This is a genomic window from Pseudomonas sp. Q1-7 (assembly GCF_028010285.1).
Classification (GTDB): domain Bacteria; phylum Pseudomonadota; class Gammaproteobacteria; order Pseudomonadales; family Pseudomonadaceae; genus Metapseudomonas.
On record NZ_CP116304.1, the window covers coordinates 2,769,428 to 2,791,246 of the forward strand.

The following is a 21,819-nucleotide window of genomic DNA, read 5'->3' on the forward strand; positions in this document are numbered from 1 at the left end:
TTGCCCGCAATGAAGAAGGCCCGCATCGCGCGGGCCTTTTTCATGGTGTCATTCGCGGGTCTCGGACCACACAGGCCTGCGGCCTGCTTCGCGAATGAATTCGCTCCTACAGTTCGTCTGGCTCCGTGCCACGGGCCTTCAACCAGCTCATCCGCAGGTGCAGTTGCGCGGCGAAGGCCCGGGCGGCCAGCTCCTCCTGAAAGGTCAGGCTGCGTTGGCCCAGGCGCACGCGCCAATGGGTCCGGCCGCCTTTCTCGAAGGGCTCGATGCGTACATCAGCCATGCTTTTCCAGGTCTCCCGAGCGTTGGGCCGGGCGGTCGCGGGTCTTCAACAGGGACAGGAGCACGCCGCCAGCAAGCAGGCCGAAGGTTACGCCAAGGGACAGCAGCGGGGGAATCTTGCCAATGAAACCGTGCAGGAAAATCTTGCCGCCGATGAAAACCAGGACCAGCGCCAGGGCGTACTTCAGGTAGACGAAGCGGTGCATCAGTGCCGCCAGGGCGAAGTACAGGGCGCGCAGACCGAGGATGGCGAAGATGTTCGAGGTGTAGACGATGAAGGGGTCCTGGGTGATGGCGAAGATCGCCGGGACGCTGTCCACCGCGAACACCAGGTCGGCCAGCTCGATCAGCACCAGGGCGAGGAACAGCGGGGTGGCGTAGAGCACGGCCTTGCTCTCGCCAGCCTGCTTCAGGCGCACGAAGAAGTGCGAGCCGTGCAGGTCATCGGTCACCCGGATGTGGCGGCGGATGAACTTCAATACCGGATTATTGGCGAGGTCAGGGTGCGCTTCCTGCCGGGCGAACAGCATCTTCACGCCGGTGAACAGCAGGAAGGCGCCGAACACGTAGAGAATCCAGTCGAATTCCTTCACCAGGGCGCTGCCCAGCCCGATCATGAGGGCGCGCAGCACCACCACGCCGAGGATGCCCCAGAACAGTACGCGGTGCTGGTAGCGGCGGGGGATGGCGAAGAAGCCGAAGATCATCGCCATGACGAACACGTTGTCCATGGACAACGACTGTTCCACCAGGAAGCCCGTGTAGAACTCCAGGGCGCTCTGGGCGCCCAGCTCGAACCATACCCAGACACCGAACAACACGCCGACGCTGAAGTAGCCGCCATAGAGCAGCAGGCTTTCGCGCATCTCGATTTCGTGCTGGTCACGGTGTAGCACCCCGAGGTCGAAGACCAGCAGGGCGAGGACGATGCCGAGGAAGACGAGCCACAACCACGTGGCGGTGCCGAGGAAGTCGGCGGTGAGAAATGCCTGTAGAGCTGCCATGAGCCCCTCCTTCTGTCGATGAAAAAACGTGACTCCGACATGGCGGCTGGCAAGCCGTCAGAGGGGCCCGGCGTCACAAGGAGAAGCCTAGCCGTTGACCGGGAGATGGCGGTACGGGGGCGCTGTAACAAATCTTTGCCTTGCGGGCTGCAGGAGAGGCGCCGGGTTTGGCCGTTATCGCGACCGGACCGTACCGAATCCGGCCAGTCGCCTGACTTCTTGATCCTGTGGGAGCAAAGGGCAGCGCATCTGCCCCATCTGGCGAACCTGCGGTCCGCTTGGGCGGTCCGTAGGATGTGGTTGAGCGAAGCGATACCCATCGGCTCCAGGGAACCGCATGGGTATCGCACAGGCTCAACTAACCCTGCGGGTGTCGTCCGCGCTTGGTGGATCTAGCTCGCCTCAATACACCCACACTTCCACGCGGCGATTACGAATCCGTCCCTCGGTGGCGGTATTGGCCGCCACCGGCAACTCATCACCCAGGCCGGTCACATCCCGCAGGCTCACGCCACCCTTGGCCAGCTCGCGGCGCACGGCCATGGCGCGCAACTTGGACAGCAACTCGGCGCGTTGCGGGTCCGCCTTGGGGTCGCCAAAGCCCACCAGCACCACCTTCTGCTGCAGCTTGTCGTTCTGCTTCAGGTAATCCAGCACCCGCTGCACATCGCGCAGGGCCTTGTTGTCGAGGCTGGCGTTGCCTTCCTGGAAGCGGAAGTTCACCGACAGACGCTGGGCGCTGCCAGCCAGGGCGCGATAGCTTTCCGGCATGTCCTGCTGAGCCTGCACCTTGATCGCCTGAACCTGCTGGGCGACGAAACCGCTGCTGGCCACCAGTGCCTGGCCCCCCGGGCTCTGGGCGAACTGGACCAGGGCCTTGGCCCAGCGATTCTGCTCACCTGGCTTGATATAGAAGAAGAGGCGGCGCGACAGCGGGTAGTCCTCGGTGGCGATCAGTTCGGCATCCGGGGGCATGGCCTGGGAGTCGCCATCCGCGATGGCCAGGGGGCGCGCCTGGTTGACGGACGCCAGGCCGACGAAGCCGATGCCCTGCGGATCGGCGCTGACGGCGGCAGACAGCTTGTCGTTCGACTCGAAGCGCTGGGCGCCCGCGGCCAGGCTCTTGCCCTGACGGGCGAGCACCAGCTCCTTGAAGGTGTCGTAGGTACCCGACTGGTCATCACGGGCGTAGAGGTGGATCGCGCCACCCTTGCCGCCAAGCTCTTCCCAGGTTTTCACCTCGCCGGCGAACACGGCGGCGAGTTGTACGGTGGTCAGCATGCGCAGCGGATTGGCCGGATGCAGGATGATGGCCAGGCCATCGATGGCGACGACTTGCTCGGCGTACTGGCTGCGCAGATCGCCGAAGACGGAAAGATCCTGGGCCTCCGCATCCTTGATCGGGCGCGAAGAGGCGGCCAGGTCCGCGCTGCCGTCCTTGAGGGCAGTGAAACCGGTCGATGAACCGTGGGCCGCCAGCTCCACCTGTACCTCTCTACCCTGGGCGTCGTGGGCGAGGATGTGCACCTCGTTCTCGCGATCCCCCGGCGTCTGGTGGACGGCGCGCAGGCCTTGTTCTTCCAGCATTCCTTTGACCAGTGCCGGTCCCAGCTTGGCGCCCAGGGTGTTGGAGCCCTGGATGCGCAGGATGGTCTCCGGTTGGGCGGCGAATACAGACCAGGGAAAGGCATAGCAGACGAAACCGAGCAGCAACATGCTGAGGGCACGGCCCCAGAGGTCCTTGTCGCTGGCGGTCAGGGCGCGCGGCATGGGCAGACACCTTGTTCGAGGGGGGGGGAGGAGCCGCGAGATTAAGTCAGCAGGGTGACGGAGATATGACAGAAAAGGCTCTGCCTCGGGCATCGCCTCTCCGCTCGAGACCTTTCGTGGAGCGCGGAGTGAGCATTCCCTACAACCCAATAAGGCGGGGCCTATAACCCCGGCCCGCCCGGCGAAGTAGGGTAGCCCGCTGCTGAAAACACCCCTCGCCGGGTTTTTCAGCCAGCGCTTGTGCGCATTCCCTGAATTTGTGAAGGAGTGTTGTGATGAGTGGTTGGTTCGAGCTGCGTAAGAACACGTCGGGCACCTGGCGCCTGCGTTTGAAGGCGGCCGACGCGCAAACCCTGCTGGATACCGGCGTCTATGAAGACCGCGCCGCTGCGGAAGAGGCCATGGCCCTGTTCCGCGAGAACTGCGTAAAGGAGGAGCGCTACGTGAGGCGCATTGATACGGGCGGCAAGAACTACTTCAAGCTGCGGGCGGCCAACAAGGACATCATTGCCCGCAGCCACCTCTACGATTCCGAGCCCACACTGGAACAGGCCATCGCAACCATCATGCGGGTCGGCGCGACCCAGCAGGTGAAGGAAGCCTGAGTCAGGCGTTGAAGGAAGAAAGGCCCATCAGCGATGGGCCTTTTTTGCGGGCGTAAACTCCGCTTCTTCGGCTGATTGATTCGCTGGCGCTCTTTCTGCGGGCCAGACTTCGGCTGTTACTCCCGGCGGTCATTACGCCTTGCCTGAACTTCGCTCGACGAACTTTTCGTACAAGGCACTCAGTAAGTGCCATTCAAGTCTGTCATTTTCTCTTCCTGGTTGTTGTAACTATCGATAATGCGCCATTGGTATCGAATAAATGCCTTTATTCTGATGTGCTCTTTATATCTGGGCGTAGATGGTTGGATGGCTGATCGTGTCTGGGGTAAGGTGAGGCATCTTGGATCCGGTCGAATGGCCGGTCTTTTATCTTTCAACTGATCTTCTTGGGAGGGCAGAGTTGCTGCTGGTGTCAATGAATATGGAGGCGGTTTAAATGAATAGGTTGATTTTTACTTTTCTGGCATTTCTTTCTTCAGTTGTATCGGTGAACGCCGGTGATGAGACTTATGTGAAGGGCGCGAGGCTTGATGACTATATGCGCTTGCAGTCAAAAAACTCTCCGCATGCCAGATATTATTATGGGGAAGACAAGGGTAATAATTTTCTTGATCTTTATGTGCCGGCTGAAATTGATGAGAAAAAGTCTGCCGTGGTTGTCATCCATGGCGGGTGCTGGGATTCAGAATATGAAGGTTTTGCGCAGGCGGGCGATGTTGTAGATTATTTTCTCGGCAAGGGGTACGTCGTTTTTAACCTGGAGTATACCGCGGCGGATATCGGTGGTGGATACCCCAAAACATATGATGATGTCTCTAATGCCTTGCTGAAGGTAAGTTCTGTTCTGGAAGATAAGAAGCTGTCCAATTCAGGGATTTCACTGATTGGGCACTCTGCGGGTGGTCATCTGGCCGTATGGGCTGCTTCGGGAGGTACTGAGTCTCACACGGAAGAGTATCTGGAGAAGGTAAAGATAAAGCAGGCTGTCGGGTTGGGAGCTATATTGGATCTTGGTTTGGCTGAAGAAGCTTGTCCTAATATAGCTAGGTTTGGTGGAGTGGGTAGAATTGCGGGTGCCAATATGGCTTTGACTTCTCCGATTTTGATGGGCAACAACTCCCCCGTTAAGTTGGTGAATGGATCAAAAGATAGTATTGCGCCGCCTAAGTACGCAGAGGCGTATTCTCGCAAGAGGAACAGTGGCTCTGTAAGTTATCGGGTTGTTCCGGATGCTACCCACTACGATCTGATGACTTCAAAGTCAGGTGTTCTTGATATCGTTTTGGATATGATGCGTTCGAAGTGATAAGAATCAAAGCCTGAGTCAGGCGTTGAAGGAAGAAAGGCCCATCAATGATGGGCCTTTTCGTGCGCATTCAGCAGCAGATCACGCCAGTTCCAGCCAGATCGGCGCGTGGTCCGATGGTTTTTCCATGCCCCGCAGGTCGTAATCGATGCCGGCGTCCTTGAGGCGCGCCTGCAGCGGCTGACTGGCGAGGATGACGTCGATGCGCAGGCCGCGCTTGGGGTTGTCCTCGAAGCCGCGGCTGCGGTAGTCGAACCAGCTGAAGCGGTCGCTCACCTCGGGGTTGAGGTGACGGAAGCTGTCCACCAGGCCCCAGCTCTTCAGGCGGTCCAGCCACTCGCGCTCTTCCGGCAGGAAGCTGCACTTGCCGGTCTTCAGCCAGCGCTTGCGGTTCTCTTCGCCGATGCCGATGTCGCAGTCTTCCGGCGAGATGTTGATGTCGCCCATCACCACCAGCGGCTGGCTCGGCTGGAACTGCTGTTCGAGCAGTACCTGCAGGTCGGCATAGAAGCGCGCCTTGGCGGGGAACTTCACCGGATGGTCGCGGCTTTCGCCCTGGGGGAAGTAACCGTTCATCACGGTGACCGGGTTGCCCTGGGCGTCGGCGAAGGTGCCGTAGATGAAGCGGCGCTGGGCCTCTTCGTCGTCATTGGGAAACCCCTTGAACAGCGACAGCGGTTCCTGGCGGGAGAGCAGGGCGACACCGTAGTGGCCCTTCTGGCCGTGGTAGTGGACGTGGTAGCCGAGCTGGCGGATTTCGGCTTCCGGGAACTGTTCGTCGGCGACCTTGGTTTCCTGCAGGCCGATGACGTCCGGCTGGTGCTTGGCGATCAGCGCTTCGAGCTGGTGGGGACGCGCCCGCAGGCCATTGATATTGAAAGAAACGATCTTCATCGCGAAGGCATCCTGGCAAAAACGCGATGCTAGCCCAAGGCGTCGACCCCGGCCAGTCGCATGGCCGCGCCGTGGAACTGGTGCTAATTTCCCTCTTGGCCCGACAAACCCATAACAAATGAGGTGCCGTGAATGCCCGGTTACGTTCCCACCGCGCCGGTTCAGGTGCGCATGCTGGATGGCGGTTACAGCCGTGAAGCCCGGTCGCTGCTGTATCACGCGTACCGTCACGAGCCCACCTTTGCCTACCTGTTCGAGGCCGAGCGTCCGGGCTATGACCAGCGGGTGCGCGCCACGGTGCGCGAGCTGGTCCAACAGCACTTTCTTGAAGACCTGCCGGCCATTGGGCTGCTGATAGAGGAGCGGCTGGTGGGGGTGGCGCTGATCGCGCCGCCGCAGCGCCGCCTGGACATCACCGAAAGCTGGGGCTGGCGTTTGCGCATGTTGCTCACCACCGGTTTCCGCTGCACGCGCCGTTACCTGGATTACCACGACGCGGTGCTCGCCTGCCTGCCGCCGGGCCCCTACCACGTGCTGCCGTTGCTGGGCATCCACCCGGAGTTCCAGGGCCGCCATCTCGGCGAAAAACTGCTGGAAGCCCTGCACAACTGGTGCGCCGAAGACGACGGTTCACAGGGCGTGGTGCTCGACACCGGCAACGCCCGCTACCTGGACTTCTATAAACTGCAGGGCTACGAGGAAGTGGGGGAAGTGGCCCTGGGGCCGGTGGTGGAGCATGTGTTCTTCCATCCGAACCCGCGTCCACTCATGCAAGCCAGCGGCTGACAGGCTTTTCCGACGGCGTCGACAAGTCGCCGTGATAGGATGCCGCGCATGAAATTCTGCCAAGGATTGCGCGGGCCGCTGCTTCTGCTGACGGGCCTGCTGTGTACGAGTGGCCAGGCATTGGCCGACGCTAAGCTGGACGTGAAGGTCGACCCTGCGAACGCGGCGTTGAAGGCCAATATCGAGGCCTACATCGGCGCGCTCGGTGATCGTGACGAAGAGGCCCTGCGACGTTTCCGCCGCTCCGCCGAGGAGCAGGCGCGCCAGGCCGCGCGGGCGCTCGGCTATTACCAGACCGAGATCGACAGCCGCGTCGGCACTGGCAAGAACCCTTCCCTACACCTGCTGGTGGTGCCCGGCGAGCCGGTGCGCCTGCGCAGCGTTGTGGTGCGGATCGATGGCGAAGCCGGCGCCCTCGGGGCCTTTCGCGTGCCGGAAAGCCAGGCGTTGAAGCAGGGTGCCCAGCTCAACCACGGGGTCTACGAGGATGCCAAGAAGCTGATCCAGAACCAGGCGCTGCGCTATGGCTTCTTCGACGGACATTTCACCCGCCAGCGCCTGGACATCGACCCGCGCGCCGGCGTCGCCGATATCGAGCTGGTCTACGAAAGCGGTCCGCGCTACAGCCTGGGTGCGGTGAGCTTCGAAGGCGACACCCCGTTCGATCCGGACCTGCTGGCGCGCCTGGTGCCGTTTCCGGCCAATACCCCCTACGACTCCGACCAGGTCGCCAAGCTCAATCAGAATCTCCAGGCCAGCGGCTATTTCGATGAGGTTCGGGTGGACGCCAGTCCGGTGAAAGGCGGTGGCCGGGTGATTCCGGTCAAGGTCAGTCTGGCGGCGGTCAAGCCTCGCACCGTGGGCCTGGGTGTCGGCTTTTCCACCGACGTGGGGCCCCGCGCCCGCGCCAACTGGACCCGGCACTGGATCAACCCGCAGGGGCATCGTCTCGGCGCCGAGACTGAAGTGTCCTCGGTGCGGCAGAACGTCGGCGCCTGGTACGAGATCCCCCTGGACCCTCCGCTCACCGACACTCTGCGTTTCTCCACCGGCCTGCAGCGGGAAAACCTGGTGGACGTGGACAGCCGCCTCTTCACCCTTGGTGGCCAGTGGCAGTCGAAGCTGCCCAATGATTGGCTGCGCGTGATCTCCCTGCGCTGGGAGCAGGAAACCTTCGATTTCGGCGACGGCAGCGATGACGGACGCAGCAGCTTCCTCATGCCCGGCATCAGCTATGGCGTGACCCGCAGCGACAGCAAGCTCGACCCCAATCGCGGTTATTCGCTGCAGTTCGACGTGCGCGGCGCCAAGGAGGGCATCCTCTCCGACGCCGATTTCACCTATGCCAGCGCCCTGGCCAAGGGGCTCTACACCCTGCCGGGCGGCCACCGGCTGCTGGGTCGGGTGCAGGCCGGGGGCATCGCCACCACCGACTTCGAGGCGATCCCGCCGTCCCTGCGATTCTTCGCCGGTGGCGACCAGAGCGTGAGGGGCTACGACTACCAGACGCTGTCGCCGGAAGACAGCAACGGCAAGAAGGTCGGTGGCCGCTACCTGCTGGTGGGCAGCGCCGAATACCAGTTCCCGATCACCGAGAAGTGGCGCCTGGCCGCCTTCGTCGACCGTGGCAACGCCATGGATTCCCTCAATGCCGCCATGAAGACCGGCGCCGGCCTCGGTGTGCGCTGGGTTTCCCCGGTCGGGCCGATCCGCCTCGACCTGGCTCGTGCCCTGGATGATCCGGGCGGCTTCCGCATTCACTTCTCCATGGGGCCGGAACTGTGATGCGCGCGCTCAAGTGGGGCCTTGCCGGGCTGGGTGCGGTCGTCGCGGGTTGCGGGGCGATCGTGGTGTTCCTGCTGTTCACGGAAACCGGCGGCCGCTGGGCGTTGAACCAGGTGCCGGGTCTGGAAGTGGAGGCTTACAGCGGTACGCTCGGCGGGCGCTGGAGCGCCACCCGACTGGCCTGGCAGCAGGATGGCACGGCGCTGAAGCTGGAGGCGCCGTTGCTGGACTGGTCGCCCGCCTGCCTGCTGCGCGCGACCCTGTGTATCGAAGAACTGGCTGCCGAGGGTGTTGCCCTCGACTTGCCGCCCAGCGAAGCCGGCGAGGCGGCTGGCCCCATCAGCCTGCCAGAGCTGCGTCTGCCGCTGGCCCTGCAGATCGGTCAGGTACGCATCGGCCGATTCGTTCTGGATGGCGACGAGCAACTGCAGCAACTGGACCTGGCGGCCCACTGGCAGGCCGACGGCCTTCAACTGGAGCGCCTGAACCTGCGCCGCGACGACCTGGTTCTGGCGCTGCAGGGCAGGCTGCGCCCCGACGGCGGCTGGCCGCTGAGCCTGCAGGGCAGGCTGCAACTGCCCGCGCCGGGATCGGCGCCTTGGACGCTGGCGCTCCAGGCCGATGGCGATCTGCAGGATGTACTCACGCTGCAGGCCGACAGCAGCGGCTACCTGGCCGGGCGCCTGGAAGGCGAATTGCGACCGCTGGCGGAAAATCTGCCGGCCAGCGCCACCTTGCGGCTCGATGGCTTCAAGGCCAGCCCCGGACTGCCGGATACCCTCACCCTCAACCAGGTGACACTCACCGCCACGGGCGACCTCAAGGCGGGGTATGCCGTGCAAGGCCAGGCCAGTCTGCCCGGCGAAGGCGGCGCGGTGGCGCTGGAGCTCGCCGCCCGCGTGGACGCCGAGGGCGCGGCTATCCAGCAGCTGCAACTGACCGGCGCGCCCCAGCAGACCCTCACCCTGCAGGGTCGCGTCGACTGGCAGCAGGCATTGGCCCTCGACAGTCGCCTGCAATGGCGCGACTTCCCCTGGCAGCGGTTGTTCCCTCAGGAGCAACCGTCACCGGTGGAGTTGCACCAGCTGGATGCCGAGATGCGCTATGCGGAGGAACGCTACGAGGGCCGTTTCGATGCCCGCCTCAAGGGGCCGGCCGGCGATTTCAGTCTGGGCAGCCCGGTGGCCGGCGACCTGGCCAGCGTCACCCTCGCCGATCTTCAGCTGAAGGCCGGCCAGGGCAGGGCACAGGGGCAGGTGAAGATCGATTTCGCCCATGGCGTCGGCTGGGACAGCCAACTGGCCCTCAGCGAACTGGACCCTTCGTTCTGGCTGGCCGAACTGCCGGGCAGGCTCGCCGGTCGGCTGCAGAGCCGCGGAGCCTGGCGTGACCAGCGCCTGGAGCTGAACGCCGACCTCGATCTCAAGGGCCAACTGCGTGGCCAGCCGGCGATGCTCCAGGCCAAGGCCGCGGGCGCGGGCGAACACTGGGACCTGAACCACCTGCAGGTACGCCTCGGGGACAACCGCATCGAAGGCCAGGCGCGCCTGGACCAGCGGCTCAGCGGCCGGCTCGACCTCGCCTTGAACCGCCTCGGCCAGCTCTGGCCGAAGCTCTTCGGCAAGCTCCAGGGGCGTCTCGACCTCGCCGGCACCTTGCAGGCTCCCCAAGGCAAGCTGGCGCTGACCGGCGAGCGCATGGGGCAGGGCGATAACCGTCTCGACCGTCTCAAGCTGGATGCCCAGTTGGATGCTGCCCAGCGCGGACGTGTGCAGTTGCAGGTGGACGGCCTGGCTTCCGGCGACAACGCGTTCGGCACGCTGGCGGCGGAAGGGGCGGGCGACCGCACTCGCCAACAACTGCAGCTCACCCTCAAGGGGCCCATGCTGGACCTGCTGCTGGCGCTGGACGGCAAGCGGGACGGCGGCAACTGGCGCGGCCGGCTGGCGCGCGGCGAAGTCCAGGCCGGCGGCCAGGACTGGCGCCTGGAGGCGCCGGCACGACTGGAGCGGCTGGCCGACGGCAAGCTGAATTTCGGCGCCCATTGCTGGCGTGCCGGCGCGGCCAGCCTCTGTGGCGGCGAGCAACGCCTGATGCCGGAACCCAAGCTGGACTACCGCCTGCGTGACTTCCCCTTGGCCAGCCTGGCCCGCTGGCTGCCGGAGGACTTCGCCTGGCACGGCCAGCTCAATGGCGACCTCAAGCTCGACCTTCTGGCCAGCGGTCCCAACGGCCGCATTACCCTGGATGCCGGCAGCGGCGTGCTGCGCTTGAAGGAAGAGGACCGCTGGGTCGACTTCCCCTATCAGCGCCTGTTGCTCGACAGCACCCTGCGTCCGCAGCGCATCGACAGTCAGCTGGGTTTCCAGGGCGAGGGCCTCGGCCAGCTGCAGCTGGACGCCCGCATCGACCCGCGCCCGGCGAGCAAGCCGCTGTCCGGGCAGTTCCGCCTGGATGGCCTGGATCTCGCCGTGCTGCGTCCCTTCGTGCCCAAGGTGGAGCGACTGGAAGGCCGTCTGCAGGGCGCCGGTACGCTGAGTGGCACCCTGCAGGCACCCTATGTGCTGGGCAACCTGCGCCTGAGCGATGGCCGCCTCGGCGGCGGCGACCTGCCCCTGAGTTTCGACGCCCTGGGCCTGGACGCGCGCATCGCCGGCGAACGTGTGGAACTGAGCGGGCAATGGCGCAGCGGCGAGCAGGGTCAGGGCAGCCTGTCCGGTACCCTGGCCTGGGCTCCCGGCCTGGACCTCGACCTGGCGCTGCGCGGTTCGCGCCTGCCCGTGGTGGTGGAGCCTTACGCCAACCTGGAGGTGGAACCGGACCTGCGCATCGGCCTCGTCGGCGACCGCCTGGAGGTTACCGGCAAGGTGTCGGTGCCGCGCGGCAAGATCAAGGTTCGGGAACTGCCGCCCCAGGCCGTCAAGGTCTCCCCCGATGCCCGCCTGGTGGGAGAGCAGGAAGCGGAAAAGGCGCCGCTGCAGATGGCCATGGACGTCGAGGTCGAGGTTGGCCAGGAGCGCCTGCAGTTCAGTGGCTTCGGCCTGACCGCGGACCTCCAGGGCCATCTCAAGGTGGGCGACAACCTCACCGGGCGAGGTGAACTGGTGCTGAAGAAAGGCCGCTACCGGGCCTACGGCCAGCGCCTCGACCTGCGTCGCGCGCGCCTGCTGTTCGCCGGCCCGCTGGACCAGCCTTACCTGGACGTGGAAGCCGTACGCAAGGTGGGCGATGTCACCGCAGGCCTGCGCCTGAATGGTCGCGCCGACGAGCCCACCACCGAAGTCTTCTCCAATCCGGCCATGAGTCAGGAGCAGGCACTGTCGTACCTGATCCTCGGCCGGCCGCTGAACAGCGAAGGCGATGGTAACGCCGTGGGGCGTGCGGCGCTGGCGATGGGGCTGTCCGGCAGCGCGCCGGTGGCCAGCGAGCTGGCCCAGCGCCTCGGGCTCAAGGACCTGCAACTGGACGACGATGGCGCCGTGGGTCAGATCACCGAGCGGCTGAGCATTCGTTACGGCCTCGGCGTGGTGGACGCCACCAGCGTCGTAGCGCTGCGCTATGAACTGACCAAACGCCTGTACCTGGAGGCAGCCAGTGGTCTGGCCAGCTCCCTGGATCTCTTCTACAAGCGCGATTTCTAGAGTAGGAATCTACCGATTCAGCTAGCGAAGTGCTCCGAGTGTCGTGCTAGCATCCGCGCCGCTGTCTGGCTCGGGCCTTTCCTGGCCCCTGTCCGTATGCCCATGCAATCCGAAGGGGGGCGCTACCCGCCGCCCCCGGTCGTGGAGCGATTCCGGCGCTTACCTGTGCCGGGGTCCCGAACCCGGAGCCGGCCACCGCCGGCTCCCGCTAACAAGAAGAAAGGAGCCTTCCATGGAATCCATCAACAATCTGGTGAATCAGATCAACGGCCTCGTCTGGGGACCGCCCATGCTGGTCGCCATCCTCGGTACCGGCCTGTTCCTCATGGCCTTCCTGCGCTTCATGCCGCTGCTGCGAATCGGCACCGGTTTCCGCCTGCTCTGGCAGGGACGTGCCAAGGGTGACGACGAAAGCGGCGAGATCAGCCCCTTCCAGGCCCTCATGACCTGTCTCGCCGCGACCGTCGGCACGGGCAACATCGCCGGCGTGGCCACGGCCATCTTCCTCGGCGGCCCGGGTGCGCTGTTCTGGATGTGGTGCACCGCCCTGGTGGGCATGGCCACCAAGTACGCCGAAGTGGTGCTGGCGGTGCACTACCGCGAGAAGGACGAGCGCAACGAACACGTCGGCGGTCCGATGTACGCCATCAAGAATGGCCTGGGCAAGAAGTGGCTCTGGCTGGGCTCCGCGTTCGCCCTCTTCGGTGGCCTGGCCGGCTTCGGCATCGGCAACATGGTCCAGGTCAACAGCATGGCCCATGCCCTGGAGTCCACCTTCAGCATTCCCTTCTGGGTCACCGGTGTTGCCACCATGGTGGTCACCGGTCTGGTGATCCTCGGTGGCATTCGCCGCATCGGCAAGGTGGCCGAGGCCCTGGTGCCTTTCATGTGCGTCGCTTACATCGTCGCCTCGGTGACCGTGCTGATCATCAATGTCGACGCCATCCCCGGCGCCTTCCAGTTGATCTTCACCCATGCCTTCAGCCCGGCGGCGGCCACCGGCGGCTTCGCCGGCGCGGCGGTGATGGCGGCGATCCGCTTCGGCGTGGCCCGTGGCATCTTCTCCAACGAGGCGGGTCTTGGCACCGCCGGTATCGCCCAGGCCGCCGGCACCACCAACAGCCCGGTGCGTTCGGGCCTGATCGGCATGCTCGGGACCTTCATCGATACCCTGATCATCTGCACCATGACCGGCCTGGTGATCATCTGCTCCGGTGCCTGGACCAGCGGCCAGAGCGGCGCGGCCCTGTCCGCCGCGGCCTTCGAATCGGCCCTGCCGGGGTTCGGCGCCGTCGTCCTCAGCCTCGCCCTGGTGGTCTTCGCCTACACCACCATCCTCGGTTGGAGCTATTACGGCGAACGCTGCTGGGAGTTCCTGGTGGGCACCAAGGCGATCCTGCCGTTCCGAATCGTGTGGGTGCTGGCCATTCCCTTCGGCGCCGTGGCGCAGCTGGATTTCGCCTGGCTGCTGGCCGACACCCTCAACGGCCTGATGGCCCTGCCGAACCTGCTCGCGCTGCTGCTGCTCAGCCCGGTCGTGCTGAAGCTGACCCGCGAGTACTTCGCCAGGGCGGCGAAGCAGGCGGAAATGTCCTGACCTCTAGGTCAGGACTTTTGCCGCCGAGCGTGCTTAACTTGACGTCTTCGTACAACCCCACCTGAAACAAGGATCGATGCAATGGCTCAAGTAACCCTCAAGGGCAACCCGATCAACGTCGACGGCCAGCTGCCGCAGAAAGGCCAGCAGGCCCCGGCCTTCAGCCTGGTCGGCGGCGATTTGTCCGACGTGACCCTGGCCAGCCTGAGCGGCAAGCGCAAGGTGCTGAACATTTTCCCGAGCGTCGACACCCCGACCTGCGCCACCTCCGTGCGCAAGTTCAACGTCGAGGCCAGCAAGCTGGCCAACACCGTGGTCCTGTGCATCTCCGCCGACCTGCCGTTCGCCCAGAAGCGCTTCTGCGGCGCCGAAGGCCTGGAGAACGTGGTGAACCTGTCCACCCTGCGCGGTGCCAGCTTCCTCAAGGACTACGGCGTCGCCATCGCCAGCGGCCCCCTGGCCGGCCTCGCCGCCCGCGCCGTGGTGGTGCTGGACGAGAACGACAAGGTGCTGCACAGCGAGCTGGTGGGTGAAATCGCCGACGAGCCGAACTACGCGGCGGCCATCGCCGCCCTGTAAGGGATCGGCGAAACGAAGAAGGGAGGCCTCGGACCTCCCTTTTTTGTGCGTGCGGATCGGGCAGGCTGTATGGGTTTCGCTCCGCTCGCGGAACGCCGCCCGACCCATCCTGCGGCGCTGTGCCATCCGTTCGGTCTTGCTCCCACAGGGTTCGGGTGCCTCGGCGGAGGCTCTTGTGGGGGCGAATTCATTCGCCAAGGACAGCGTAGCTGTCCCAGCAACTAAAGCGTCAGTTTCAGGCTCCTCACCAGTGCCCCCGGCAGCAGTGCCGACCAGGTCTGGCGTTCGCCGTAGGTGCTGCTGGACAGGCGCAACTGGCGTTCCACGGTGAGGGCTTCGAGCTGGTCGCCGAGCAGGCTGAACAGGCTGTCGTCGAAGCGCATGGTGTCCACCGGCGCCCGGATCTGGCCGTCTTCCACCCAGAAGGTGGCGAAGCGGGTCATGCCGGTCATCCGCGCGGCGGGCAGGTCGGACCAGTTCAGGTACCAGAGGTTGCCGATGTAGAGGCCCGTGCCCAGCCTTTGCAGCGCATCGGCCTGGGGCAGGGCACCGCCGCCCATGACCAGCGACTGGGGCGCTTCATTGGCCTCGGCGCAGTTGGCGGTGAGGCCGTATTCGCGGGCGCTGCGGGGGTAGACCAGTTGCCCCGCCAGCTGCCCGTTGCGCACCAGCGCCGTATCGCTGCGTGGCGCGCCTTCGGGGCCGAAGGCCGGGGCGAGGGCGCCGGCCACCTGTTCGTCCAGGTTCAGCAAGGGGCTGAGACGCGCGCCACCGCCCTGCAGGCGTTGCAGCGGGCTCTCCTTGTTGGCCAGGGCGCGGGCAGAGAAACCGGTCGAGGCGAGCATGCCCAGCACTTCGTCGAGGGCCGCCGGCGCCAGGTAGGCGCGATAGGCGCCCGGCTGCAGGTGGCGCACCGGCTTGCCCAGGTGGTCGAGCTGCTGGCGGGCCAGGGCGAAGCGATGGGCGAATTCGGCGGCATCCCAGCGGGCGCCGGCATAATCGGCCTTCACCGCCTGGTGGTTGGCGTGGAACAGGCTCCAGTCGAAGTTGAAGCAGGGCGCGGTGTGCCAGCCGAAGGCACCGAAGCTGTTGGCGAACCCCCGGTACAGCGGGCCGGCGGCATAGATGCCGACCAGATCGAGGCCGCTGGCGGCGTTGTCGATGGCCGCCAGCACGCCGGCGCCATCGGGCAGGCTGGCCGGGTCCACCGAGCGGCGGTGCCAGGCCGAGCGTTCCACCTGCAGGTAAGGGTCCGGCGGCAGTTGGCCGATGACCAGGCGTAACTGCACCAGGCCGTCGGCCAGGCGCTGGCGGTCGCTCTCCTGGTCGCCGGAGAGGGTGACGGCAATTTCCGCGCTGCGTTCGTCGCGGATCAGTCGCAGGCGGCCACTGGCCTGGGTCACGTGGCCGGCCTGGCGCACCCGGGCGCGGTTGAAGCGGATGAACTCGGAGTCTTCGGCGCTGTACCACAGGCTGAAGTCCTCGCCGGCCTGCAGGCTGGCGCCCAGGCTCTCGGCCAGGGCGGTGAAGCGGGATTCTGCGTCGGCCATCACTGGGCTCCTCCAAAGACTTCCACCTGTCTGAAGACGCATGCGGGCGAGGCGTGGCCCACGCGCACCACCTGGTTGGGCTCGCCCTTGCCGCACCAGGGCGTACCGTGGACCTCGACGGTGCTGGCATCGCCGACGGCCACCAGGTTGCGCCAGAACGGCGCGGAAACGCCCCGGTAGTTGGGGTTCTTCACCACGCCCTTGAGTTCGCCGTTCTCGATCAGTCGGCCCCATTCGCAGCCGAACTGGAACTTGTTGCGGGCATCGTCGATGGACCAGGACCGGTTGGTGCTCATCAGTACGCCGTGCTCGATGCCGCCGATGAGCTGATCGAGGCTGCGGTCGCCGGGCTCCAGATTGAGGTTGGCCATACGGTCGATGGGCGCGCGGTTCCAACTGCCCGCCCGACTGTTGGCCACGCCCGGCAGGCCGCTGCGTTGCTGCGAGAGCGCACCGCCCAGGGGGCGCAGCAGCAGCCCGTCCTTGATGAGCATTTCCTTGCGCGCAGGCATGCCGTCGTCATCGAAGCTGTAGCTGGCCAGTTCCTCGGGAATGCCGGGGTCGAAACTCACATTCAGCAGCGGCGAGCCGTACTGGTAGCGACCGAAGTCTTCCAGGCCGATGAAGCTGGTGCCGGCGTAGTTGCGCTCGTCGCCGAGGATGCGGTCCAGCTCCAGCGGATGGCCGATGGATTCGTGGATCTGCAGCAGCATCTGGTCCGGCATCAGCAGCAGGTCGGTGAGGCCGCTCGGCGTATTCGGCGCCAGCAGCAGTTGCAGCGCCTCGTCCGCCACCCGCGCCGCCGCGCCGGCGAAGCCCAGGCGCTGGAGCACCTCGGCGCCGCCCTGTTGGCCGCTGTGATAGCCGCCGAAACTGCGGCTCTGGCTGTCGTGGCCGTCGAAGACGGTGACGCTGATGCCGGGGTAAGTGAATCGCAGGTCCTGCCACTGCTCGGCACCGGCGCTGTTGAGGTAGAGCTGCTCGTGACGCTCGCTGCCGATGTACAGGGTCCAGTTGACCAGGCGCGGGTCGGCGGGAAGGGTGGCCGACTCTTCGGCCAGCAGTTCGAAGCGTTCGGCGAGGCCGGGGAAGGGCTGCTCCAGGCCGGGCGACTGGTAGCGGGCCTTGGACTGGGGAGGCGTCAGGCGGCTGTGATCCACCAGGGCGTAGCGAGCAATCCGGCGGGCCAGTTCCTCCGCCCGTTCCAGGGCCCGTTGCAGACCAGCGAGGCTGAGGTCGGTGGTGGCGGCATAGGCTTCCACCCCGGCCAGCCGCGCGCTGAGCATGGCACCCATATCCTGGCCGAGGCTGGGCGGCTCGGCCACGCCACGGCGCAGCCGGGCGTGCTCGGTGCGCTGGCGGACGATGCGCAACGCGTGGAACTCCGCCTGGGTGTGCAGCGCGGCGAAGTGCTGGCGGCAACTTGCGAACACGGAACGCTCCTGGCCCGGCGACATCAAACGGGACCGCGACGAAAGGGCGGCTATCGGTCAGTAAGGATAGTGTGTCGCGTAAGCCCTTGGTAAATAGCCGGTAAATAGACTTTGCCTTCTGCTTTCAACTGCTTATCGTTCACGCTCTCGCACATTTCGACCTGAACCATGTCCCCGATTACTGAGCAAACCCGCAATTCCCGTTCCCTCCGCAACTGGCTGGCCATCGCCGTCGGACTGTTGGCCCTGCTGCTGCTGATTTGGTGGTTCTGGCCTGATAGCGCCGCCAAGCCGAACCAGCAGGGCGGTCGCGGAGGCCCCGGGCGTCCGGGCTTCGGTGCCTTCTCCGGCCCGGTGCCAGTGCGCGTGGCCACCATCACCCAGGCGGATTTTCCGGTCTATCTCAAGGCCCTCGGCACCGTGACTGCGCTGAACACGGTGAACGTGCGTGGCCGCGTCGACGGTGAACTGGTCAAGCTGCAGTTCGAGGAAGGCCAGCAGGTCAAGGCCGGCGACCTGCTGGCGGTGATCGACCCGCGCCCCTATCAGGTGGCCCTGCAACAGGCCGAAGGCACCCTGGCGCAGAACCGCGCTCAGTTGAAGAACGCCGAGATCGACCTGGCCCGCTACCGTGGCTTGTACGCCGAGGACAGCATCGCCAAGCAGACCCTGGATACCCAGGAAGCCCTGGTGGCGCAGTATCGCGGGACCATCAAGAGCAACGAGGCGGCGGTTGCCGAGGCCCGGCTCAACCTCGGCTTCACCCAGGTGCGCGCGCCCATCGCGGGTCGCCTCGGTCTGCGCCAGGTCGACCTGGGCAACCTGGTCAGCAGCGGTGACACCACCCCGCTGGTGGTGATCACCCAGACCAAGCCCATCAGCGTCGCCTTCACCCTGCCCGAAGGCCAGTTGCCGGCGGTGGTCAGCCGTTACCGCGCCGGCGAGCCCCTGGTGGTAGAGGCCTGGGACCGTAGCGACAAGGTCAGGCAGGCCGAAGGCGTGCTGCAAAGCCTGGACAACCAGATCGACACGACCACCGGCACGCTCAAGCTCAAGGCGCGCTTCGCCAACGACGACGAAATCCTGTTCCCCAACCAGTTCGTCAACGTGCGCCTGCGCGCCGAGCTGTTGCCGCAAGCCGTGCTGATTCCGTCGGCGGCCGTTCAGTTCGGCAGCCAGGGCAGCTTCGCCTACGTGATGGACGGCGAGAAGAAGGTCAAGGTGCGCAAGCTGGAAACCGGCCCGGACGATGGCGAACGCACCGTGGTCAGGAGCGGCCTGCAGCCCGGCGAGCGGGTGGTGCTGGAAGGCACCGACCGCCTGCGCGACGGCAGCGAGGTGGAAGTGGTGCACGACGCCGACGAGGTGCCCGCGCAGCCCACTGAGCAATTGCAGGGCGTCCGTCCCGAAGGCCGCGACAAGAAAGGCGGCGTATGAACCTCTCCCGCCTGTTCATCCTGCGGCCGGTCGCCACCACCCTGAGCATGCTGGCGATTCTCCTCGCCGGCCTGATCGCCTACCGCCTGCTGCCGGTTGCGGCGCTGCCGGAAGTGGATTACCCGACTATCCGCGTCCTCACCCTCTATCCGGGCGCCAGCCCGGACGTGATGACCAGCGCCGTCACCGCGCCGCTGGAGCGCCAGTTCGGGCAGATGCCGGGGCTGACGCAGATGTCCTCCACCAGCTCCGGCGGCGCGTCGGTGATCACCCTGCGCTTCAGCCTGGAGGTTCAGCTGGACGTCGCCGAGCAGGAAGTCCAGGCGGCCATCAACGCCGCCAGCAACCTGCTGCCCAACGACCTGCCGGCGCCGCCGGTGTACAACAAGGTCAACCCGGCCGATACGCCGGTGCTGACCCTCGCCATCAGCTCGAAGACCATGCCGCTGCCCAAGCTGCATAACCTGGTGGATACGCGCATGGCGCAGAAGCTGGCGCAGATCAACGGCGTCGGCATGGTCAGCATCGCCGGTGGCCAGCGCCAGGCCGTACGCATCCGCGTCAACCCCGAGGCCCTGGCGGCCAACGGCCTGAACCTGTCCGACGTGCGCAGCCTGGTGGGCGCCTCCAACGTCAACCAGCCCAAGGGCAACTTCGACGGCCCGACCCGCGTCTCGATGCTGGACGCCAATGACCAGCTCAAGTCCGCCGAGGAATACGCCAACCTCATCCTCGCCTACAACAACGGCGCCGCCCTGCGCCTGAAGGATGTCGCCGAGATCGTCGACGGCGCCGAAAACGAGCGCCTGGCCGCCTGGGCCAACCAGAACGAGGCGGTGCTGCTGAACATCCAGCGCCAGCCCGGCGCCAACGTGATCGAAGTGGTGGACCGCATCCAGGCGCTGCTGCCGGCGATCACCGCCAACCTGCCGGCGGGCCTCGACGTGGTGGTGCTCACCGACCGCACCCAGACCATCCGCGCCGCCATCACCGACGTGCGCCACGAACTGTTCCTCGCCATCGCCCTGGTGGTGATGGTGACCTTCCTGTTCCTGCGTCGCCTCAGTGCCACCCTCATTCCGTCCATCGCCGTGCCGCTGTCCCTGGTGGGCACCTTCGCGGTGATGTACCTGGCCGGCTTCTCCATCAACAACCTGACGCTGATGGCGCTGACCATCGCCACCGGCTTCGTGGTGGACGATGCCATCGTCATGCTGGAGAACATCGCCCGCCACCTGGAAGAAGGCGAGACACCGCTCAACGCTGCCCTGAAAGGTGCGAAGCAGATCGGCTTCACCCTGATCTCGCTGACCTTCTCGCTGATCGCCGTACTGATCCCGCTGCTGTTCATGGCCGATGTGGTGGGCCGGTTGTTCCGCGAGTTCGCCATCACCCTGGCGGTGGCCATCCTGATTTCCCTGGTGGTGTCGCTGACCCTGACGCCGATGATGTGCGCGCGCCTGCTCAAGCGCGAAGGCAAAGCACAGCAGGGCGGCTTCTACACGGCCAGCGGCGCCTTCATCGACGGCATGATCGAGCGCTACGGCCGTGGCCTGACCTGGACCCTCAGGCACCAGGGCCTGACCCTGCTGGTGGCGATCGGCACCCTGGCGCTCACCGTGGTGCTCTACCTCGCCGTGCCCAAGGGCTTCTTCCCGGTGCAGGACACCGGCGTCATCCAGGGCATCACCGAAGCGCCGCAATCGGTCTCGTTCCGCTCCATGAGCGAGCGCCAGCAGAAGGTCGCCGCGCTGATCCTCAAGGACCCGGCGGTGGCCAGCCTGACCTCCTACATCGGCGTCGACGGCGACAACGTCACCCTCAACAGCGGCCGCATGCTGATCAACCTGAAGCCCCACGGCGAGCGCGACGTCACCGCCAGCGAAGTGATCCAGCGCCTGCAGCCCGAGTTGGAGCGGCAGAGCGATATCCGCCTTTACCTGCAACCGGTGCAGGACCTGACCATCGAAGACCGGGTCAGCCGCACCCAGTTCCAGTTCAGCCTGGAATCCCCCGACGCCGACCTGCTCAACGCGTGGACAGTGAAGTTGGTGGACGCCCTGCGCCAGCGGCCGGAACTCGCCGATGTGGCCAGCGACCTGCAGGACAAGGGCCTGCAGGTCTACCTGAATATCGACCGCGACATGGCCGGGCGCCTGGGCGTGGAAATTTCCGCCATCACCGACGCCCTCTACGACGCCTTCGGCCAGCGGCAGATCTCCACCATCTTCACCCAGGCCAGCCAGTACCGCGTGGTGCTGGAATCCGCCGCCGGCGAGGTGATCGGGCCGCAGGCCCTGCAGCAGATCCACGTCGCCAACCGCGATGGGGCGCAGGTCCCGCTGTCGGCCCTGGCCCGCGTCGAGGAGCGCCAGACGCAGTTGGCGATCAACCATATCGGCCAGTTCCCGGCGGTGACCCTGTCCTTCAACCTCGCGCCCGGCGTGGCCCTGGGCGAGGCGGTGGAGGTGATCCAGCGGACACAGCAGGAAATCGGCATGCCCGAAGGCGTGCAGACTCGCTTCCAGGGCGCGGCGGCGGCCTTCCAGGCGTCGCTGTCCAGCACCCTGCTGTTGATCCTCGCCGCCGTGGTGACCATGTACATCGTCCTGGGCGTGCTCTACGAGAGCTACATCCACCCGGTGACCATCCTCTCCACGCTGCCCTCGGCCGGCGTCGGCGCCTTGCTGGCACTGCTGCTCACGGGCAATGACCTGGGCCTGATCGCCATCATCGGCATCATCCTGCTGATCGGCATCGTCAAGAAGAACGCGATCATGATGATCGACTTCGCCCTGGAGGCCGAACGCAAGCAGGGCATGGCCCCCGAAGCGGCCATCTACCAGGCGGCGCTGCTGCGTTTCCGGCCGATCCTGATGACCACCCTGGCGGCCCTGTTCGGCGCCATCCCGCTGATGCTCGCCACCGGCTCCGGCGCCGAACTGCGCCAGCCGCTCGGTCTGGTGATGGTCGGCGGCCTGCTGCTGTCCCAGGTGCTGACGCTGTTCACCACGCCGGTGATCTACCTGGCCTTCGATCGCCTGTCGCGCCGCTTCACCGGCCGCAGCGCGGCGGGGGTGGCGGTATGAGCCGCGTTCGCGCCCGCTGGCTGCTTGTCTCTCCGCTCCCGCTCGCGGGAGAGGAACCGGG

General features: G+C 65.7%; 15 protein-coding genes. 9 read left to right on the forward strand and 6 right to left on the reverse strand.

Annotated elements, in window-relative coordinates; all coding sequences use genetic code 11:
• Positions 1 to 106: 106 nt before the first annotated feature.
• The 3 genes from PJW05_RS12710 to PJW05_RS12720 form a co-directional block, all read right to left on the reverse strand.
• Positions 107 to 283 (reverse strand): hypothetical protein, encoded by a 177-nt coding sequence (locus tag PJW05_RS12710; protein ID WP_271412051.1) that lies wholly within the window; start codon positions 281 to 283, stop codon positions 107 to 109.
• Positions 276 to 1,286 carry a TerC family protein gene (locus PJW05_RS12715; protein WP_271412052.1) on the reverse strand — a complete coding sequence of 337 codons (1,011 nt, stop codon included), beginning with the start codon at positions 1,284 to 1,286 and terminating at the stop codon, positions 276 to 278. The genes PJW05_RS12710 and PJW05_RS12715 overlap by 8 nt, the downstream gene beginning before the upstream one ends.
• A gap of 402 nt (positions 1,287 to 1,688) precedes the next feature.
• Positions 1,689 to 3,056, reverse strand: a complete 1,368-nt coding sequence (locus tag PJW05_RS12720) for a phosphate ABC transporter substrate-binding/OmpA family protein (RefSeq protein WP_271412053.1) — start codon at positions 3,054 to 3,056, stop codon at positions 1,689 to 1,691.
• Between the two features lie 275 nt (positions 3,057 to 3,331).
• Here PJW05_RS12720 and PJW05_RS12725 point away from each other — a divergent pair, with 275 nt between their 5' ends.
• Positions 3,332 to 3,661, forward strand: a complete 330-nt coding sequence (locus tag PJW05_RS12725) for a YegP family protein (RefSeq protein WP_271412054.1) — start codon at positions 3,332 to 3,334, stop codon at positions 3,659 to 3,661.
• 436 nt (positions 3,662 to 4,097) lie between these two features.
• A complete protein-coding gene (locus PJW05_RS12730; RefSeq protein ID WP_271412055.1) occupies positions 4,098 to 4,967 on the forward strand; it encodes an alpha/beta hydrolase in 870 nt (289 codons plus the stop codon).
• 81 nt (positions 4,968 to 5,048) lie between these two features.
• Here PJW05_RS12730 and xthA read toward each other — a convergent pair whose 3' ends face one another.
• Positions 5,049 to 5,861: an exodeoxyribonuclease III gene (gene xthA / locus PJW05_RS12735; RefSeq protein WP_271412056.1), complete on the reverse strand. Its 813-nt coding sequence runs from the start codon at positions 5,859 to 5,861 to the stop codon at positions 5,049 to 5,051.
• 132 nt (positions 5,862 to 5,993) lie between these two features.
• On the opposite strand from xthA, the gene PJW05_RS12740 reads away from it, so the two are divergent.
• The 5 genes from PJW05_RS12740 (at position 5,994) to tpx (ending at position 14,249) form a co-directional block, all read left to right on the forward strand.
• Complete coding sequence (locus tag PJW05_RS12740) at positions 5,994 to 6,647, forward strand: GNAT family N-acetyltransferase (protein ID WP_271412057.1); 654 nt, start codon at positions 5,994 to 5,996, stop codon at positions 6,645 to 6,647.
• Between the two features lie 48 nt (positions 6,648 to 6,695).
• Positions 6,696 to 8,432, forward strand: coding sequence for an autotransporter assembly complex protein TamA (locus PJW05_RS12745; protein ID WP_271412058.1), 1,737 nt, complete (start codon positions 6,696 to 6,698; stop codon positions 8,430 to 8,432).
• Positions 8,432 to 12,073 (forward strand): translocation/assembly module TamB domain-containing protein, encoded by a 3,642-nt coding sequence (locus PJW05_RS12750; protein WP_271412059.1) that lies wholly within the window; start codon positions 8,432 to 8,434, stop codon positions 12,071 to 12,073. The genes PJW05_RS12745 and PJW05_RS12750 overlap by 1 nt, the downstream gene beginning before the upstream one ends.
• Positions 12,074 to 12,305: 232 nt before the next feature.
• The gene (locus PJW05_RS12755) at positions 12,306 to 13,670 is read left to right on the forward strand and encodes an alanine/glycine:cation symporter family protein (RefSeq protein WP_271412060.1); all 1,365 of its coding nucleotides are present in this window, start codon (positions 12,306 to 12,308) and stop codon (positions 13,668 to 13,670) included.
• An 81-nt stretch (positions 13,671 to 13,751) separates the two neighbouring features.
• Positions 13,752 to 14,249 (forward strand): thiol peroxidase, encoded by a 498-nt coding sequence (tpx, locus tag PJW05_RS12760; RefSeq protein WP_271412061.1) that lies wholly within the window; start codon positions 13,752 to 13,754, stop codon positions 14,247 to 14,249.
• A 221-nt stretch (positions 14,250 to 14,470) separates the two neighbouring features.
• Here tpx and PJW05_RS12765 read toward each other — a convergent pair whose 3' ends face one another.
• Together PJW05_RS12765 and PJW05_RS12770 are read right to left on the reverse strand one after the other, a co-directional pair.
• Positions 14,471 to 15,799, reverse strand: coding sequence for a TldD/PmbA family protein (locus PJW05_RS12765; protein ID WP_271412062.1), 1,329 nt, complete (start codon positions 15,797 to 15,799; stop codon positions 14,471 to 14,473).
• Positions 15,799 to 17,232: a TldD/PmbA family protein gene (locus tag PJW05_RS12770; protein WP_271412063.1), complete on the reverse strand. Its 1,434-nt coding sequence runs from the start codon at positions 17,230 to 17,232 to the stop codon at positions 15,799 to 15,801. Before PJW05_RS12770 ends, PJW05_RS12765 begins: the two co-directional genes overlap by 1 nt.
• A 168-nt stretch (positions 17,233 to 17,400) precedes the next feature.
• Between PJW05_RS12770 and PJW05_RS12775 the strand changes: the two genes are divergently transcribed.
• Positions 17,401 to 18,669 carry an MdtA/MuxA family multidrug efflux RND transporter periplasmic adaptor subunit gene (locus PJW05_RS12775; protein ID WP_271412064.1) on the forward strand — a complete coding sequence of 423 codons (1,269 nt, stop codon included), beginning with the start codon at positions 17,401 to 17,403 and terminating at the stop codon, positions 18,667 to 18,669.
• Positions 18,666 to 21,758, forward strand: coding sequence for an MdtB/MuxB family multidrug efflux RND transporter permease subunit (locus PJW05_RS12780; protein WP_271412065.1), 3,093 nt, complete (start codon positions 18,666 to 18,668; stop codon positions 21,756 to 21,758). Before PJW05_RS12775 ends, PJW05_RS12780 begins: the two co-directional genes overlap by 4 nt.
• Positions 21,759 to 21,819: the final 61 nt, after the last annotated feature.